Here is a 15,389-nt window from a genome sequence, read left to right on the forward strand (position 1 = left end):
CATCGCGGCGGCCACCATCACCGGGCGACCGCGCCCTACCAGGGCAACGGCTCCGGCGGAGCCGTCGTCGCGGTTCTTCCGGACCTCGGGGATGAGCATGATCGATTAGGCTGCGCGCCATGTTCGAGAACGTGGATGAACAGCTGCGGGACTTCGTGGCGGATCCGGAGTTTCCGCATCGGGAGGCGGCGCGGCAGGCGATCGCGTTTCGGGGTGCCGGGGATGTCGCCGCGCTGCTGGCCGTCTACGACGACCCGCACCCGTGTGGGATGACCGAGATCATCTTCGCCATGGCGGGGACCGCGCGGCCCTGGCTGAACTGGGTGCCGATGCCCTCGGAGGCGATCGTGAACGTCGCCAACGAGGTCGGGCGCCGCCGGGCCGAGGGTGAGGAGCTGACGATCGAGGGGCTCGCGCTCTCCGCCGCCGAGCCGCCCAGCGCGGTCGCCGCCTGCCAGCGGATCGCCGGGCCGATCGATGTGGAGATCGCCGAGTTCCCCGAACCCGACATCCGCACGCCGCTGCGCCGTGGCCGGTACGCCGCTTGGCGCTACGACGGCGAACGGCCCCTCCCCACCGTCCCCGAGCCGTCCGCGGCGGCGGTCACGGTGTTGCGCGAGGTGGCCGGCGAGCCGTGGCCCTCCCCGATCTCGGGATACCTGAAGGCGGAGCCGCTCGGCGGGTTCCCGGTGGCCGAGCTGATCGGCCTGCTCACCCACGCGCCCGCCGCCCCGGCGACCCCGCGCTGGGAGTACCTCGCCAAGTCCACCCCGGCGTACTGGTACCGCCTGCTCCAGCCGTGGGTCTGCCTGGGCATCCTGCACCACGCGGGCGACGAACCGTGGGCGACCTCGACCCGGCGCGAGGTGCTGGTCGACCTGGCCCTCGGCGCCGAGGACTGGATCGCCGACGCGGCCCTGTTCGCGCTGGTCACCGCCGCGTACCGGGAACCGGCGCAGCGGACCGAGGCCCGCGAACTGGTCCGCCTGCGCCTGGACGCGGCGACCGCGGCACCCCGGGTGGTGACCATCGAGGAGTCGCTGGCCCGGCTGATGCTGATCACGCCCGGGTGCACCGGCGAGGACCGGTCCCGGGCACTCGCGGCGCTGGCCCGGATCGAGCGCGAGAACGAGCCGGAGCCCGAGCCGAAGAAGACCCGCAAACGCCGCTTCTGGCAGCGCGGCGACTAGCTCCCCGCCCGCGCTTCGCCGCGCCCCTCACCGCAGCGCCCCGCACCGTCACGCACCGCCCCGCACCGTCGCGCCGCGGTCACATGGCAGCCTGCCCGGGCCGTGGGCGGCCCGGCTTCTCGCAGCGGTGCGGGTCAGGCCGGGTTGGCGGTCTGCTCCAGGATGCCGCGGAAGGCCCGGGACGCCGGGGACTCGGCGCCGCTCAGCCGCTGGGCGGTGAAGATGGTGCGGCGTGGGGCGCCGCCCGGGTCGATCAAGCGGCAGGAGGTCGGGCGGCCCGCCCAGACCAGATCCGGGATCAGGGCGACGGCGTTGCCCGATTCGACCAGGCGCATGTGGGCCTGCAGGTCGGCCGTCTCGTAGCGGACGTCCGGCTCGAAGCCGTTGCCGCGGCACAGCTGCTCGGCGAAGTGGCGGGAGGCGGCGCCGCGGGGCTCCATCACCCAGGGCATCTGCCGGGCGGTGTCGAGCGAGTCGACCGGGCGCAGCGACTCCCCCTCGGGCGGCAGAGCCAGGCGGATCGCGTCGGTGGTCAGGTCACGGCGGTCCAGGCCCGGATGGTGTGGCGCCGCGTGGGCCGGGTACTGCTCGGCGATAACCATGTCGAAGTCCCGCGCCCAGGTCTCGCGGAGGGCCTCTTCCGGCTCACGCTGGACCATCTCCACGCGTACGTCCGGAAAACGCAGCGCCGAGGCGCGCAACGCGGCCGGCATGAACGCGAGCGCCGCGCTCTGGAAGACGGCGACCCGGACCCGGCCGGTGACCCTGGTCGCGGCGGCCTGGAGCCGGGCCTCGGCGCGCTCCAGCGTGTCCAGTACCTCGCCGACCGACTCGACCAGCACCTCGGCCTGCGGAGTGAGCTGCACCCGGCGCCCCGCCTTGCGCAGCAGCACCGTGCCGGTCTCCTTCTCCAGCTGGCTGAGCTGCTGGCTGACCGCGGACGGGGTGAAGTTCAGCGCCTCGGCGACCGCGGCCAAAGTCCCGCGGATGGCGAGCTCACGGAGCAGGATCAGACGACGGATCTCCAGCATGGGCCCATACATTAGCTCAGCTGAAGAATACTCGTCATCAACGATCGCTTTTCCTAACCGGATCAGCCGACGCACACTGTCGCTGTTGCTGGAAGGAGCATCCCGATGTCTGAGATCGCCGAAGAGACGATCGCCCTTGTTCGGCGCTGGCTGCGCGAGGCCTCGACCGTTCCCGTCAGCGGTTCGGCAGCTCAGCTGGCCGGGTTGCTGCGGGACCCGCGAGGACTCGCCTTCGCGGTCGGCTTCGTCGACGGCGTGGTCCGCCCGGAGGACGTACGCGTCAGCGCCCGCACCCTGAACTCGCTGGCCGGAGACGTTCCCGCGTTCCTCCCCGCACACCTGAAGGCCGCGGTCCGCCTCGGTGGCGCGCTCGCCCCGGTGATGCCCGGAGTGGTGGTGCCGATCGCCCGGCGCGCGCTGCGCCACATGGTCGGCCACCTCATCGTGGACGCCACCGACGCCCGCCTTGGTCGCGCCATCAGCAAAATCCGGCGCCGCTCCACCGCCCAGGGCGCCGTCCGCCTCAACGTCAACCTGCTCGGCGAGGCCGTCCTCGGCCGCGGCGAGGCGTCCCGGCGGCTCAAGGACACCGAGCGGCTGCTGGCCCGGGCCGACGTCGACTACGTGTCGATCAAGGTGTCGTCGACGGTCGCGCCGCACAACCCGTGGGCGTTCGACGAGGCCGTAGCGGACATCGTGGAGGAGCTGACCCCGCTCTTCATGCTCGCGGCGCGGACCGGCAAGTTCGTGAACCTGGACATGGAGGAGTACAAGGACCTCGACCTCACCATCGCGGTCTTCACCCGGATCCTCGACCGGCCCGAGCTGCTCGGGCTCGAGGCGGGCATCGTCCTGCAGGCGTACCTGCCGGACGCCCTCTCCGCCATGATGCGCCTGCAGGTCTGGTCCGCGTCGCGGCGCGAGCGCGGCGGCGCGGGCATCAAGGTGCGCCTGGTCAAGGGCGCCAACCTGCCGATGGAGCAGGTCGAGGCGGCCGTGCACGGCTGGCCGCTCGCGACCTGCGAGAGCAAGCAGGCGACCGACACCAACTACAAGCGGGTCCTCGATTACGCCCTCCACCCCGACCGGATCGGCAACGTCCGGCTCGGCGTCGCGGGGCACAACCTGTTCGACGTGGCGTACGCGTGGACGCTGGCCGGCGAGCGCGGCGTCCGCGAGGGCATCGAGTTCGAGATGCTGCTCGGGATGGCCGAGGGCCAGGCCGAGGCGGTCCGGCGGGAGGTCGGCGGGCTGCTGCTCTACACGCCCGTGGTCCGGCCGGAGCAGTTCGACGTGGCGATCGCGTACCTGATCCGGCGTCTCGAAGAGGGCGCCAGCTCGGACAACTTCATGTCGGCGGTCTTCGAGCTGCACACGGACACGGCCCTGTTCGAGCGGGAGAAGGAGCGGTTCCTCGCCTCCCTCCAGACGCTGGACGACGTCGTGCCGGAGCCGAACCGGGTAGCCGACCGTTACGCCGCCGTACCGCACTCGGTGCCCGGCCACTTCGAGAACACCCCGGACACCGACCCGGCCGTCGTGGTCAACCGTCACCGGATCCAGCAGATCCTCGAACGTGTGCCGTCCACGACGCTCGGCCTCGACCTGCGCCGGATCGGCGAGCGCGCGGAACTCGACGCGGCCCTGGCCACCGCGGCCGCCGCGAGCTGGGGCACCCTCTCCCGCCGGGCCGTGCTGCACCACGTCGGTGACGCCCTCGAGACCAACCGCGACAAGCTGCTCGAGGTGATGGTCGCCGAGGCCGGCAAGACGATCGACCAGGCCGACCCCGAGGTCTCCGAGGCGATCGACTTCGCGCACTACTACGCCGAGCTCGCCCACCAGCGGATGGACGGCGCCGAACCGGTACCCGCCCGGGTCACGCTGGTCACCCCGCCGTGGAACTTCCCGGTGGCCATCCCGGCCGGCTCCATGCTGGCCGCCCTCGCCGCCGGCTCCGCCGTGGTGATCAAGCCGGCCGGCCCGGCCGAACGCTGTGGCGCGGTGCTCGCCGGTATCGTCCGCGACGCCCTCGCCGCCGCCGGTGCCGACCCCGACCTGGTCACCCCGTTCCAGGTCGACGAGGGCACCCTCGGCCGCGAGCTGGTCTCGCACCCGCTGGTCGACCGGGTCATCCTCACCGGCGCGTACGAGACCGCTGAACTGTTCCGGTCATTCCGCGCGGACCTCCCGCTGCTCGCCGAGACCAGCGGTAAGAACGCGATCATCGTGACCCCGAGCGCCGACCTGGACCTCGCGGTCAAGGACGTGGTCGCCTCGGCGTTCGGCCACGCCGGCCAGAAGTGCTCGGCGGCGTCGTTGGTCGTGCTGGTCGGCTCGGTCGCCCGGTCCCAGCGGTTCCGTACCCAGCTGCTGGACGCGGTGTCCTCCCTGGAGGTCGGGTGGCCGTGGGACGCGCGGACGCAGGTCGGCCCGCTGGTCGAGCCGGCCGCCGGCAAGCTGCTCGACGGCCTGACCACTCTCGGTCCGGACGAGCACTGGCTGATCGCACCCCGCAAGCTCGACGACAGCGGCAGGCTCTGGAGCCCCGGCGTGCGTGACGGCGTACGGCGCGGTTCGGCATACCACCGGACGGAGTACTTCGGCCCGATCCTCGGCATCATGACGGCCGACTCGCTCGACGAGGCGATCGACGTCGTCAACGAGGTCGATTACGGCCTCACCTCCGGCCTGCACTCCCTCGACGCCGACGAGATCCGCCGCTGGCTGGACCGCGTCCAGGCGGGCAACCTGTACGTCAACCGCGGCATCACCGGTGCCATCGTCCGCCGCCAGCCGTTCGGCGGCTGGAAGCGCTCGGCGGTCGGCCCCGGCACCAAGGCCGGTGGCCCCAACTACCTGACCGGCCTCACCGCCTGGTCCCCCGTCCCGTCCACGGCGACGGCGGAGATCACCCACCCGGGTGTGCGGGTCCTGCTCGCCGCCGCCCGCTCCACGGTCCCCACCGAGGCGCGCACGCCGGTCACGGTCACCGGCTCGGCCGGTGGCCCGGACTTCGCGGGCACTCCGGACGGCGCCGCGACCACCGCGCTGACCGCCGGCGAGATGGCGAGCGTCGAACGCGCCGCACGGAGCGACGCCGAGGCTTGGGCGTCCGATTTCGGTCAGGCGGCCGACGTCTCCGCCCTGGGTGTGGAGCGCAACGTCCTGCGCTACCTGCCCTGCCCGGTCACCGTTCGTCTCGCCGAGGGCGCCCCGGTCGCGGATCTGGTCCGGGTCCTCGCCGCCGGGGTGCTCGCCGGGGCTCCGGTGCGGGTCTCGACGGCCGCCCCGCTCCCCGACGCCCTCGCGACCCGCTGCCGGGACCTGGTCGTCGAGGACGATGCCGCGTTCGCAAGCTCTCTCACCACCGGGCGCGTCCGCCTCATCGGGGGTTCGGCCTCCGCTCTGGCCGAGGCCACCGGCGGGCGCCCCGACCTGGCCGTCTGGTCGGGCCCGGTGGTCGAGGCCGGTCGCGTCGAGCTCCTGCCCTTCCTGCACGAGCAGGCCGTCAGTATCACCGCCCACCGGTTCGGCAACGACCTGCCGATCGCCGCCGAAGTCCTCTGACTCCCGTTCCACCCCTTCCACGCGGCCGCGCCGCGTCCTTCCGGGCGCGGCGCGGCCGCTGGTCTCTGCCTGTCCACCCCGCTTCGTCATGCCCGTGAGCCAACCGTCCGGCGGCCGGCCGGGCGGTAGTGCCAGGGTGAGTCTTCGCGGTGACGCCGGGGTGAGTGCCGAAGGTGAACCCAGCACTACCGGCACCGGCGGCCACCGCCGATAGCGTTCCCGGCATGCGGAGGGCGGACGGAGGGGCGGGCGGAGGGCGGGCGGAGGGGCAGACGGCCGGAGTCAGAGCACGGAGAAGGTGGCGGGGAGCGGACCTCGGCCGGTCAGGGTGCGGAGCACCGTGGAGCCCTGGCCGGTCAGCGCGGCGACGCGGGCGGCCAGGGTGAGGGATTCGGTGAGGGCGTCCGGGGCGAGGTCCAGGGGAAGCGACGCGGCGGCCGCGGCGTCGAGGCCGTGGACCACGAGTTCGAAGGTGCGCGTCGGGATCCAGTCACGGACGCGCATGCCGCCGGCCGAGGTGACGACCGGGTCGTCGTCGTTGACGTTGGCCAGGGCCTGGGTGGCCCGGCCGACCAGCTCGCTCACCATGTCGGCGGGCGCGGTGCCGAGCGAGGCGCCGGTCCGGCGGGCGTCCTCGGTCGACGCGGCCACGGCGGCGGCCACCAGGGCGGGAGGGGCCGAGCGGGCGTAGGCGAAGTAGCCCTCAGGGGAGTCGATCTCCACCTGCGGGGCGGGAGTGGCGAGGACGGCCGGGACCTGGCGGAGCGCCGAGCTCACGGTGTGACCGATCAGGTCACGGAGGCTCCAGTCGCCGAGGCCGGGAACGTCGAGGCGGTCCGGCGGGATGCTGGCGGCCAGACCGGCGTAGGCGATGGCGGCGGAGCGGAACGTGCGACGGAAGTCCATGGCACAAATCTGCCAGGTCAGGGGTGGGAGCGGACCGTGTCCCCGGTCTCGATCGGCGGCTCGGCACACAGAGTGGCAACCTGGTGGCGGTACCGTTCCGGCCGTGCTGCTACCACTGCCCGACGGGGACTTCCAGGCCTATCTGTTCGACTGCGACGGGACGATCACCGACTCGATGCCGCTGCACTACCGAGCCTGGCTCGGGGCGCTCGCGGAGTACGAGTGCGAGTTCCCGGAGGAACTGTTCTACGCGTGGGGCGGGCGCCTGGTGACCGACATCATCGCCGACCTGAACGAGCAGCAGGGCCTGAGCATGCCGGTGGCGGGCGTGGCGGAGCGGCGGGAAGCGCTCTTCCAGGAGGGTTTCCCCGGCATGCGGGCGGTTCCGGAAGTGCTGGAGCACATCCACGACGCGCACGAGCGGCTGCCGTTCGCGGTGGTCTCGGGGAGTACCCGGGAGTCGGTCACCGCCTCGCTGACGGCGGTCGGGCTGCTGGACCGGTTCCCGGTGCTGGTCTGCGCGGAGGACTACGCGAAGCCGAAACCGGATCCGGAGCCCTACCTGACCGGGGCGCGGCTGCTCGGCGTGGACCCGGCGCGGTGCCTGGTCTTCGAGGACACCGAGCTGGGCGTGCAGGCGGCGGAGGCGGCGGGGATGGCCGCGGTCCGGGTGCCGCCGCCCTGGCAGCGATAGAAACATCCGCAGATCTTCGGGTGTGGCGAAGAACGGCGTGCTCTGCCCCGAGACGGGCGTCCCGGGCGGTCGATCCCTGTCCTAGGGTGACGGTATGAACAGCGCTTTTCAGGATATTCCGCCGACCACGCTCGCCGATGTGCTCGGGCGGGACCGGGTGATGGAGATCGGCATCCGGCCGTTGTGGACGCCGGTGCCCCGGGTGGCGGGGCCGGCCTACACCGTGCGGTGCCCGCCCGGGGACAACCTGATGCTGCACGCGGCGATCTACCGGGCCGAGCCGGGAGCGGTGATCGTGGTCGAGTCCGGTGATCTCGACTACGCGCTGGCCGGTGGGAACGTCTGCGCGGTGGCGCACCGGCGCGGGGTGGCGGCGTTCGTGCTGGACGGGCTGATCCGGGACCTCGGCGAGGTACGGGAGATCGGGTTCCCGGTCTTCGCACGCGGGGTCATCCCGATCCCCGGCACCAAGAGCGTGCTCGGGAGCCACGGTGCCGAGGTGCGGTGCGGCGGCGTCGCGGTGAACCCCGGCGACGTCGTGGTCGCCGACGAGGAGGGCGTGGTGGTCGTCCCCGCCGGGCGGCACGACGAGGTGCTCGCCGCGTCGAGGGCCAAGCTCGCCAAGGAGGAGGCCGAAACCCTCGACGACTGGGAACGGGCACACCGCGCCCGGATCGAGAAGACCCTCGCCGACCAGGGCTTCACCGGCTGACACCGGCCGCGGATCACGGCGGCGGTGAGGCGGCCGGGTAGGGGAACGCGGGCGCAGGGGCAGGGGGCGGGCCCAGGGGCAGACGCACGGGCGGGCAGGCAGGGCGCGCGGGGCGCGCAGGCGGCGCGGCGCGGGCGGGCGGGGCGCGCAGGCAGCGCGGCGCGGGCGGACACTGACGGCGCGGACGGGCGGGGGCTACCAGCGGTTGCGGGCCTCCTCGGCCCAGCCGGTCAGGCCGTCGAGGTCGATCTTCCGGTTGTCGTCGGTGCGGGCCCAACCCGTGAATCGGCCGAAGCACTGGTGGGTCTCGCCGGCCAGGACGCCCAGGTTGGTGCGGGAGACCCGCTCGTGGAAGGGCTCGAAGCGGACGTCGACGCGGTCGCCGGTGATGTGCCAGGACTCCAGCCAGTCGGTGCGGTCGTACGACCAGTGGAGGTCCTCGCCGATCTTGTGGAGGCGGCCGTCGAGGAAGAGGGCGTTCTCGGTGGTGCCGGTGCCGTCGGTCCACTTGCCGCCGAGCTGGATGGCGCGGCCCTCGCCGGCGCCGGCCGCCCAGTTCCAGACCGCGGAGTACGGCCACTTGCCCCGGCCGTGGTCCAGGGTGGCGTACGAGCCCTGCCGCGGCACCACATGGTGCACCCCGCCGACCGTCAGGCTGCCGTGCACGGGGCGCCCCACGTCCTTGACCGTGTACTGGAAGCGGTGCGGGCGCCAGCCGACCACCACACCGAGGCAGTCGCGGTCCTCGGCGGCGGGCACCGTCAGGTCCACCGCGACGTCCCGGGCGCGACCGTCCCGGGGAAGGAGGGCGTTCGCCCGAATGCGCGTACCGGAAACGCTCTGATCGATGTCGATGCGCAGGCCGCCGCCGGAGACCGAGACCCACCCTGATCCGGATCGGTCCGGAAGGACCGCGTTGCGAGCCAACGGAACCGTCACGTCGACCGCGGTCTCCTCTCCCGTGGCGAGGTCGAGCAGATACAGGCCGTGCACGCCGGCGTAGTCGAGGGAGGACGCGAGCAACCCGACGATGTGGGTGGGCGTGGTGACGCCCCAGTACTCCCAGCGCTTGCGGCGGCCCCACCCGCGCAGGTTCGCCCGGTGCAGCGGACGACGACTCCAGCCGACCGCCCGCGGATTGAGTCGACCGTCCGGCTGGCAGAGGTCGACCGGCTCGGTGATCTCGGTCTCGTGTGTCACCGCGGCAGGCTACGTGGAGTAGCGATCACCACCACGCCGACGCACCGCATGATCACCCCGCACCCGCCCGGAAGAGCGATCATAATCAGTCAGAAGGGGAAGAGACGAGGGTTCTGGCGAGCGGTCACCCACTGCACCTCGGTGAACTCCTCGGCGGCGAACGCGATGCCGAAACGACCGGCGCCGCTCTCCTTGACACCGCCGAACGGCATCTGCGGCTCGTCGTTGACCGGCTGATCGTTGACGTGCACGATGCCGGCCTGCAGGCGGCGGGCGAGCTCGACGCCCCGGTACGGGTCCCCGGTGATGATCCCGGCGGTCAGCCCGAAGCGGGACGCGTTGGCCCGCCGCAGAGCGTCCTCGGCACCGTCCGCCTCCTCGATCAGCACGACCGGCCCGAACGTCTCGTCGAAGGCGAGCTCGGCCTCGGGCGGCACCCCGCGGAGCACGGTCGGCGGGAAGCAGCGTCCCTCCGCGACCCCGCCGGTGAGCAGCTCGGCGCCGAGCCCGACCGCCTCCCGGACCCGCCGTTCCAGCAGCGAGAGCGCCCACTCGTTGATCACCGGCCCGATCACCGTGGCAGGGTCGGACGGATCGCCGACCGGCAGCGAGCGCGCCCGGCTCACGAACCGGTCGGTGAACGCGGCGGCCAGCGACCGGTCGACCAGGATCCGGCGGGCGCACATGCAGGTCTGCCCCTGGTGGACGAAGGCGCCGTAGACCGCGGCCGCGACCGCGTGGTCCGGATCGGCGTCGGCCAGCACCAGCAGCGGATTGTGCCCGCCGAGCTGGAGGACCGGGCGCTTCAGGTGCCGTCCGGCCAGTTCGGCGAGGCGGCGGCCGGTGACCGTGGAGCCGGTGAAGCTGATCCGGCGTACCCGTGGGTCGGCGATCAGGGTCTCGGCGATCGCACCGGCCTCCCCGGGGGCGTGGGTGACCACGTTGAGGACACCGGCGGGCAGCCCGGCGTCGGCGAGCAGCTCGGCCCAGAGGGTGCCGCCGGTCAGCGGGGCCTCCTCGGAGGGCTTGAGCACCACGGTGTTGCCGACCGCGATCGGGCCGGCCACGGCACGGCCGGCCAGGACCAGCGAGGCGTTCCACGGGGCGATCGCGGCGACCACGCCGACCGGGCGGCGCACGGCCATCGCCCGCGTGCCGGGCAGATCCGACGGGAGCAGGTGGCCCATGGGGGCGTACGCGAGACCGGCGGCCTGGCGGAGGAGGTTGACGCAGAAGTCGAGCTGGACCCCGGCGAAGTGGACGCCGCACCCGGTCTCGGCGGCGAGCAGCGCCCGGATCTCGTCCCGCCGGCCGTCCACCAGCGTCGCGGCCCGCAGGAAGATCTCCTGCCGGGTCTGCGGGGAGGACTCCGACCAGACCGGGAAGGCCGTGCCGGCGGCGGCGACGGCGTTCCGGGCGTCCTCGGCGTCACCGGCCGCCACCCGCGCGAAGACCTCGCCGGTCCACGGGTCACGCTTGTCGAAGAGGCGCGCGGCGGGCGGCCGCGTACCGGCGATCCAGTGGCGTACGTCAAGCATGGGCCCGCGGGTGGTATCCGATCCGGCGGTCCTGGACGAGACTCCACAGCCCCCGGGGCAGGAAGAGCGCGAACGCCCCGGCCGTCAGCCCCAGCCCGATCAGGTACCAGGCGTCGTAGTCCGCGAAGAGGTACTGCACGCCGAAGAAGAGCAGCGCGCCGAGCACCGGCCCCTCGAACGTCCCGATCCCGCCCACCAGGACCATGAAGATCATGTACGCCGTCCACTGCACCCCGAAGATCGACCGCGGCTCCACGAACAGCGTGTTCGCCAGGATCAGCGCCCCCGCCGCCCCGCACCCGAACCCGGCCAGCACGTAGAGCCCGAACCTCAGCGGGAAGGCGCGCACCCCGAGCGACCCGGCCGCCTCCTCGTCGTCCCGGATCGCCTGCAGCGCCGCCCCGGCCCGGTGCCGGAGCAGCAGGACGACCGCGCCGAGCAGCACGACCAGGAACGCCAGCGCCAGCCAGTAGGTGTACGCGCGCCGGGTGTCCGGCGGGTACACGTTGAGGCCGCGCAGGGAGACCCCGGTGCCGCCGCCGAGGCTCTGGTCGAGGACGACGAGCAGGGCGAGCGCCTCGGCGAGCACCCAGGTGCCGACCGCGAACCGGCCGCCGCGCAGCCGGAGCACGAGGGGGGCGAGCAGGGCGGCGAGCATCGCGGAGGCGAGGGCGGCCAGGACCACCGCGAGGTAGGGCGGCACCTCGGCGCGGGTCAGGAAGATCGTGGCGTACGCCCCGAAACCGATGAAGGCCTGTTGCCCGACGGAGACCAGCCCACCGTAGCCGGCCAGGGCGTTCCACATCACCGCGAGCATGAGGAGGCAGAAGAGTCCGGTCAGCTGCTGGACCACGACGGCGACGAAGAAGACCGGGACGGATCCCAGGGTGACCAGGACGAGGAGCAGACCGCATCGCACGACTGTCACGCCCGCGACCTCCACCCCAGCACCGCGATGAAGACGACATGCCCGGACAGGATGGAGAGTTGCGGGTCGATCTGCGCCCCCACCGTCTGCGCCACCCCCAGCACCAGCCCGCCGGCGAGAGTCCCCCAGAGCGACCCGAGACCCCCGATCACCACCGCCTCGAACGCGTAGATCAGCTGGGTCGGCCCGCTCGCGGGCTCCACCGTGGACTGCACGGCGAGGAAGACCCCGGCGATCGTCGCGGTACCCACCGCCAGCGCCGTCGCCCGCGCGTAGACCACCCGGGACGGCACCCCGACCAGCGCCGCGGTGTCCGGATCCACCGCCACCGCCCGCATCTCCCGGCCGAACCCGGTCCGGGAGAGGACCAGGTGCAACCCCCCGAGCACCGCCACCGCCACCCCGAGGATCACCACCCCCAGGTACGGCACCACCAGCGAATCCCCCACCCGCCAGCCCCCGGTGGCCAGCCTGCCGGTCTGCGCGCCGAGCGACCGCACGTCCGGCGAGAAGATCAGCAGCAGTGCGTTCTGGATCACCACCGCGAGCCCGAACGTGGTCAGCAGCGGCGTCAGCTCCCCCGCCCGCAGGCTGCGGGTCAGCACGGTCATCTGGAGCAGGTACCCGAACGCGAGCATCACCGGCAGCGCGAACGCGAGGGCCAGGAAGGGCGGCACCCCGAACCGGGCCGACACCCACCAGACCAGGAACGCGCCGATCACCGCGATGTCGCCGTGCGCCAGGTTGATGATCCGCATGACCCCGAACATCAGCGACAGACCGCAGGCGAGGAGCGCGTACAGCCCGCCCAGGAGGATCCCCTGCAGGACCGCGTTCACGCCGGTGCCCTCCGGAGTCCGAAATAGGCGGAGGTCACCTGTTCCCGGGTGACCTCCCGGCTCGGCGCGGAGAGCACGATCTGCCCCTCCAGCAGGCAGATCACGCGATCCGCGACGGCGAGGGCCCGGGCGAGATCCTGTTCGACGAGGAGCAGCGTGGGCCGGTCCGAGATCTCGTCCATCGCGCGGTAGACCGTGTCGACCGCCGCCGGGGAGAGGCCCAGCGACACCTCGTCGATCATCAACAGCCGCGGATTGCTGAGCAGGCCACGGGCGATCGCGGTCATCTGCTGCTCGCCACCCGACAGCGAGACGGCGTCGCGCGACCGGAGCGGCTCCAGCGCGGGGAACGCCGTGTACACCCGGGCGGTGTCCCACGGTCCCGGCCGGGCGCGCCGGGCGGCGACCGCCAGGTTCTCCGCCACGGTCAGGCCGGGGAAGAGCCGCCGGCCCTCCGGTACCAGGACCATGCCCAGCGCGGTCCGGCGGTGTGCGGGGCGGTGCGTGACGTCGTGGCCGCCGAACGCGATCCGGCCCGCCGACGCGGGGTGCGCCCCGGCCAGCGTACGCAGGAGGGTGGATTTGCCCGCGCCGTTGGCACCGACCAGCGCGACCGTCTCGCCCTCCTCGACCTCGCAGGTGACCTCCCGGACCGCGGTCAGCAACCCGTGCCGTGCGGACACGCCGCTGACCGAGAGGAGACTCATGCGCAAGCCTTCCCGAGATAGGCGTCGATCACTACCGCGTCGCTGAGGACCAGGTCCGGCTGACCGTTCGCGATCACCCGGCCGGCGTCCATGCAGACCAGCCGGCCGACGACCTGCAGCAGCACGTGGACGATGTGCTCGATCCAGACGATCGCGATGCCGTCCTCGCGCAGCTCACGGATGGTGGTCACCAGCTCGGCGGCCTCGGCGTCGGTCAGCCCGGCGCCGATCTCGTCGAGCAGCAGCACGCGGGGCCGGGTCGCCACCGCGCGGGCCAGTTCGAGGCGCTTGCGGTGCAGCAGCCCGAGCGTTCCGGCGCGGCGGTCGGCCAGCGCGAGCAGCCCGCAGCGGCGCAGCACGCCGACACTGTGATCATGGGCCGCGCGACGCCGCAGACCGGCGCCGTAGGCCGCCCCGACCAGCACGTTCTCCAGCACGGTCATCCCGGTGAAGGGCCGCGGGATCTGGTGGGCGCGCCCGATACCGCGGCGGCAGCGGCGCTGCGGATCGAGCCGCGTCACGTCCTCGCCGTCCAGCAGCACCCGTCCGGCATCCGGGGTCGCCGATCCGGCGAGCACGTTGAGCAGGGTCGTCTTGCCGGCCCCGTTCGGCCCGACGACCCCCACCGCCTCGCCGTCGGCGACGGCGAGATCCACCCCCGCCAGGCCGTAGGAGAGCTCCAGGCCGCTCCCCTGAAGGATCACGAGATCTTCCCGTACGCCGTGAGCCGCCCCGCCACGGGCACGTTCGGATCAGCCGCGTTCTCGCAGAGCACGAAGTCCAGCGGGTAGGCGCTCCCCGCCTTCGACGGCACCCACTGTCCGCCGATGATCGGGGTGGCCACGACGTTCTCGTTCGGCCCGCTCCCCCACGTCAACCGGCCGACCGGCGTCTGCACGTCGAGCCGCCCGATGCTCTCCGCCAGCGCCCTGCGGTCCTTGGGCGACTCGGTGGTGGAGAGCGCCGCGGCCGCCACGTCGAAGAGCGCGAGACTCGGCCCGAGCTGCTGCGACCACTGCTTGCCCGCCGACGTCTGGTACCCGTCGCCGAGGTCCTGCGAGCTCACCCCGGTCAGCGACGACGAGTACGGGTAGGCCGGCGTCCAGTACGCGGCGCTGGCGATACCCACCCCGATGTCGCCGAGCGCCTCGATCTGCGACGGGAAGAGCCCGGTCTTCGCCGCCTGCGCGATCTTCGGCCGGAAGCCCTGCTGCGCCGCCTGCCGCCAGAACGTCGCGAAGTCCGACGGGATCGGGAACGTCGAGAAGATCTCGCACTTCTCCGCCTTGAACCTCGCGATCTGCGCCGAGTAGTCGTTGCTCCCGTCGGTGTACGCCCCGGGGTCGACGATCGTGTACCCCGACGTCGTCAGCAGCGGCCCGAGCGCCTCCCGGATCGCGTTGCCGTCGCTGTCGTTCGGCCACATCACCGCGACCTTCCGGTTCGTCGCGACCTGTGGCCAGAGGTGCGTGTACGCCAGGTGGAACTGCTCCACCCCGAAGCAGAAGTGGTACGTGTACGTGAACCCGGCGTCCGTCGCCCCGCGCCCGAAGTACCACGCCTCCCACGGCACCACCGTGGAGACGCAGGGCACCCCGGCCGCCTCGCACGCGTCGGAGACCGGGTTGACCGTCTCCGGCGTCGAGGTGGTCAGCATCAGATCGACGTTCTCGCCGTTGATCAGGTCGTTCGCCACCTGCGAGGAGCGCTGCGGGTTGGACTGGCTGTCCTTGTCGACGATCCGGACCGCGTACCTCGTGCCGCCGATGGTGAGCCCACCCGCGAGGGCCTTGCGGGCGAGCTCCAGCACGTACCCGTCCGGCTCGCCGAACCCGGCGGCGGCGCCGGTCCGCGGGCTGACGAAGCCGATCGTGAGGGTGTTCTCGTCAGAGGAATCGGCGCCCTTGCAGGCACCGAGGAGAAGGCCGGCGGTTCCGAGAAGAAGTCCGCGCCGGGAGAGGTTGGCATCCACCATGCTGTGCCACCTTTATCTGGCCCATCATCAGGTTGCTGAGGAAGGTATGTCCGGCCGTGCGGCAGGTCAACACAGCGTTTCAGCCAGTCGAACACGGTG

13 protein-coding genes are annotated in these 15,389 nt (G+C 72.7%); 4 read left to right on the plus strand and 9 right to left on the minus strand.

Annotated elements, in window-relative coordinates:
* The first annotated feature begins 119 nt into the window (after positions 1–119).
* Positions 120–1,190, plus strand: a complete 1,071-nt coding sequence (locus tag AB0M08_RS04540) for a hypothetical protein (RefSeq protein WP_364488301.1) — start codon at positions 120–122, stop codon at positions 1,188–1,190.
* A gap of 134 nt (positions 1,191–1,324) precedes the next feature.
* Here the strand turns inward: AB0M08_RS04540 and AB0M08_RS04545 are convergent, their stop codons facing one another.
* Positions 1,325–2,221: a LysR family transcriptional regulator gene (locus AB0M08_RS04545; RefSeq protein WP_364488304.1), complete on the minus strand. Its 897-nt coding sequence runs from the start codon at positions 2,219–2,221 to the stop codon at positions 1,325–1,327.
* Between the two features lie 105 nt (positions 2,222–2,326).
* On the opposite strand from AB0M08_RS04545, the gene AB0M08_RS04550 reads away from it, so the two are divergent.
* Positions 2,327–5,791: a bifunctional proline dehydrogenase/L-glutamate gamma-semialdehyde dehydrogenase gene (locus tag AB0M08_RS04550; RefSeq protein WP_364488307.1), complete on the plus strand. Its 3,465-nt coding sequence runs from the start codon at positions 2,327–2,329 to the stop codon at positions 5,789–5,791.
* Between the two features lie 282 nt (positions 5,792–6,073).
* Here AB0M08_RS04550 and AB0M08_RS04555 read toward each other — a convergent pair whose 3' ends face one another.
* Entirely contained in the window at positions 6,074–6,697 is a 624-nt protein-coding gene (locus AB0M08_RS04555) for a maleylpyruvate isomerase N-terminal domain-containing protein (RefSeq protein WP_364488310.1), read from the minus strand.
* 103 nt (positions 6,698–6,800) lie between these two features.
* On the opposite strand from AB0M08_RS04555, the gene AB0M08_RS04560 reads away from it, so the two are divergent.
* Positions 6,801–7,391 (plus strand): HAD family phosphatase, encoded by a 591-nt coding sequence (locus AB0M08_RS04560; protein ID WP_364488313.1) that lies wholly within the window; start codon positions 6,801–6,803, stop codon positions 7,389–7,391.
* Positions 7,392–7,485: 94 nt separating this feature from the next.
* Complete coding sequence (locus AB0M08_RS04565) at positions 7,486–8,103, plus strand: RraA family protein (RefSeq protein ID WP_364488316.1); 618 nt, start codon at positions 7,486–7,488, stop codon at positions 8,101–8,103.
* Between the two features lie 195 nt (positions 8,104–8,298).
* Here AB0M08_RS04565 and AB0M08_RS04570 read toward each other — a convergent pair whose 3' ends face one another.
* The 7 genes from AB0M08_RS04570 to AB0M08_RS04600 all read right to left on the minus strand — a co-directional run bounded on the left by AB0M08_RS04570 (position 8,299) and on the right by AB0M08_RS04600 (position 15,290).
* Positions 8,299–9,303: a DUF2804 domain-containing protein gene (locus tag AB0M08_RS04570; protein WP_364488319.1), complete on the minus strand. Its 1,005-nt coding sequence runs from the start codon at positions 9,301–9,303 to the stop codon at positions 8,299–8,301.
* 89 nt (positions 9,304–9,392) lie between these two features.
* Positions 9,393–10,841, minus strand: a complete 1,449-nt coding sequence (locus AB0M08_RS04575; protein ID WP_364488322.1) for an aldehyde dehydrogenase family protein — start codon at positions 10,839–10,841, stop codon at positions 9,393–9,395.
* A complete protein-coding gene (locus AB0M08_RS04580) occupies positions 10,834–11,769 on the minus strand; it encodes a branched-chain amino acid ABC transporter permease (protein ID WP_364488325.1) in 936 nt (311 codons plus the stop codon). The genes AB0M08_RS04575 and AB0M08_RS04580 overlap by 8 nt, the downstream gene beginning before the upstream one ends.
* Positions 11,766–12,608, minus strand: coding sequence for a branched-chain amino acid ABC transporter permease (locus tag AB0M08_RS04585; RefSeq protein WP_364488328.1), 843 nt, complete (start codon positions 12,606–12,608; stop codon positions 11,766–11,768). Before AB0M08_RS04585 ends, AB0M08_RS04580 begins: the two co-directional genes overlap by 4 nt.
* A complete protein-coding gene (locus AB0M08_RS04590) occupies positions 12,605–13,315 on the minus strand; it encodes an ABC transporter ATP-binding protein (protein ID WP_364488331.1) in 711 nt (236 codons plus the stop codon). Before AB0M08_RS04590 ends, AB0M08_RS04585 begins: the two co-directional genes overlap by 4 nt.
* On the minus strand, positions 13,312–14,019 hold the full coding sequence (locus tag AB0M08_RS04595; protein WP_364488334.1) for an ATP-binding cassette domain-containing protein: 708 nt from the start codon (positions 14,017–14,019) through the stop codon (positions 13,312–13,314). The genes AB0M08_RS04590 and AB0M08_RS04595 overlap by 4 nt, the downstream gene beginning before the upstream one ends.
* On the minus strand, positions 14,016–15,290 hold the full coding sequence (locus AB0M08_RS04600) for an ABC transporter substrate-binding protein (RefSeq protein WP_364488337.1): 1,275 nt from the start codon (positions 15,288–15,290) through the stop codon (positions 14,016–14,018). The genes AB0M08_RS04595 and AB0M08_RS04600 overlap by 4 nt, the downstream gene beginning before the upstream one ends.
* Between the last annotated feature and the right edge of the window lie 99 nt (positions 15,291–15,389).

It is taken from the genome of Actinoplanes sp. NPDC051851, assembly GCF_040681165.1.
GTDB lineage: Bacteria > Actinomycetota > Actinomycetes > Mycobacteriales > Micromonosporaceae > Actinoplanes.

What these genes read in the sequence shown, in the direction of transcription:
- AB0M08_RS04540 (WP_364488301.1), top strand. Translation starts at nt 120, where the DNA reads ATGTTCGAGAACGTGGATGAACAGCTGCGGGACTTCGTGGCGGATCCG.
- AB0M08_RS04545 (WP_364488304.1), bottom strand. Translation starts at nt 2,221, where the DNA reads ATGCTGGAGATCCGTCGTCTGATCCTGCTCCGTGAGCTCGCCATCCGC.
- AB0M08_RS04550 (WP_364488307.1), top strand. Translation starts at nt 2,327, where the DNA reads ATGTCTGAGATCGCCGAAGAGACGATCGCCCTTGTTCGGCGCTGGCTG.
- AB0M08_RS04555 (WP_364488310.1), bottom strand. Translation starts at nt 6,697, where the DNA reads ATGGACTTCCGTCGCACGTTCCGCTCCGCCGCCATCGCCTACGCCGGT.
- AB0M08_RS04565 (WP_364488316.1), top strand. Translation starts at nt 7,486, where the DNA reads ATGAACAGCGCTTTTCAGGATATTCCGCCGACCACGCTCGCCGATGTG.
- AB0M08_RS04575 (WP_364488322.1), bottom strand. Translation starts at nt 10,841, where the DNA reads ATGCTTGACGTACGCCACTGGATCGCCGGTACGCGGCCGCCCGCCGCG.
- AB0M08_RS04590 (WP_364488331.1), bottom strand. Translation starts at nt 13,315, where the DNA reads ATGAGTCTCCTCTCGGTCAGCGGCGTGTCCGCACGGCACGGGTTGCTG.
- AB0M08_RS04600 (WP_364488337.1), bottom strand. Translation starts at nt 15,290, where the DNA reads ATGGTGGATGCCAACCTCTCCCGGCGCGGACTTCTTCTCGGAACCGCC.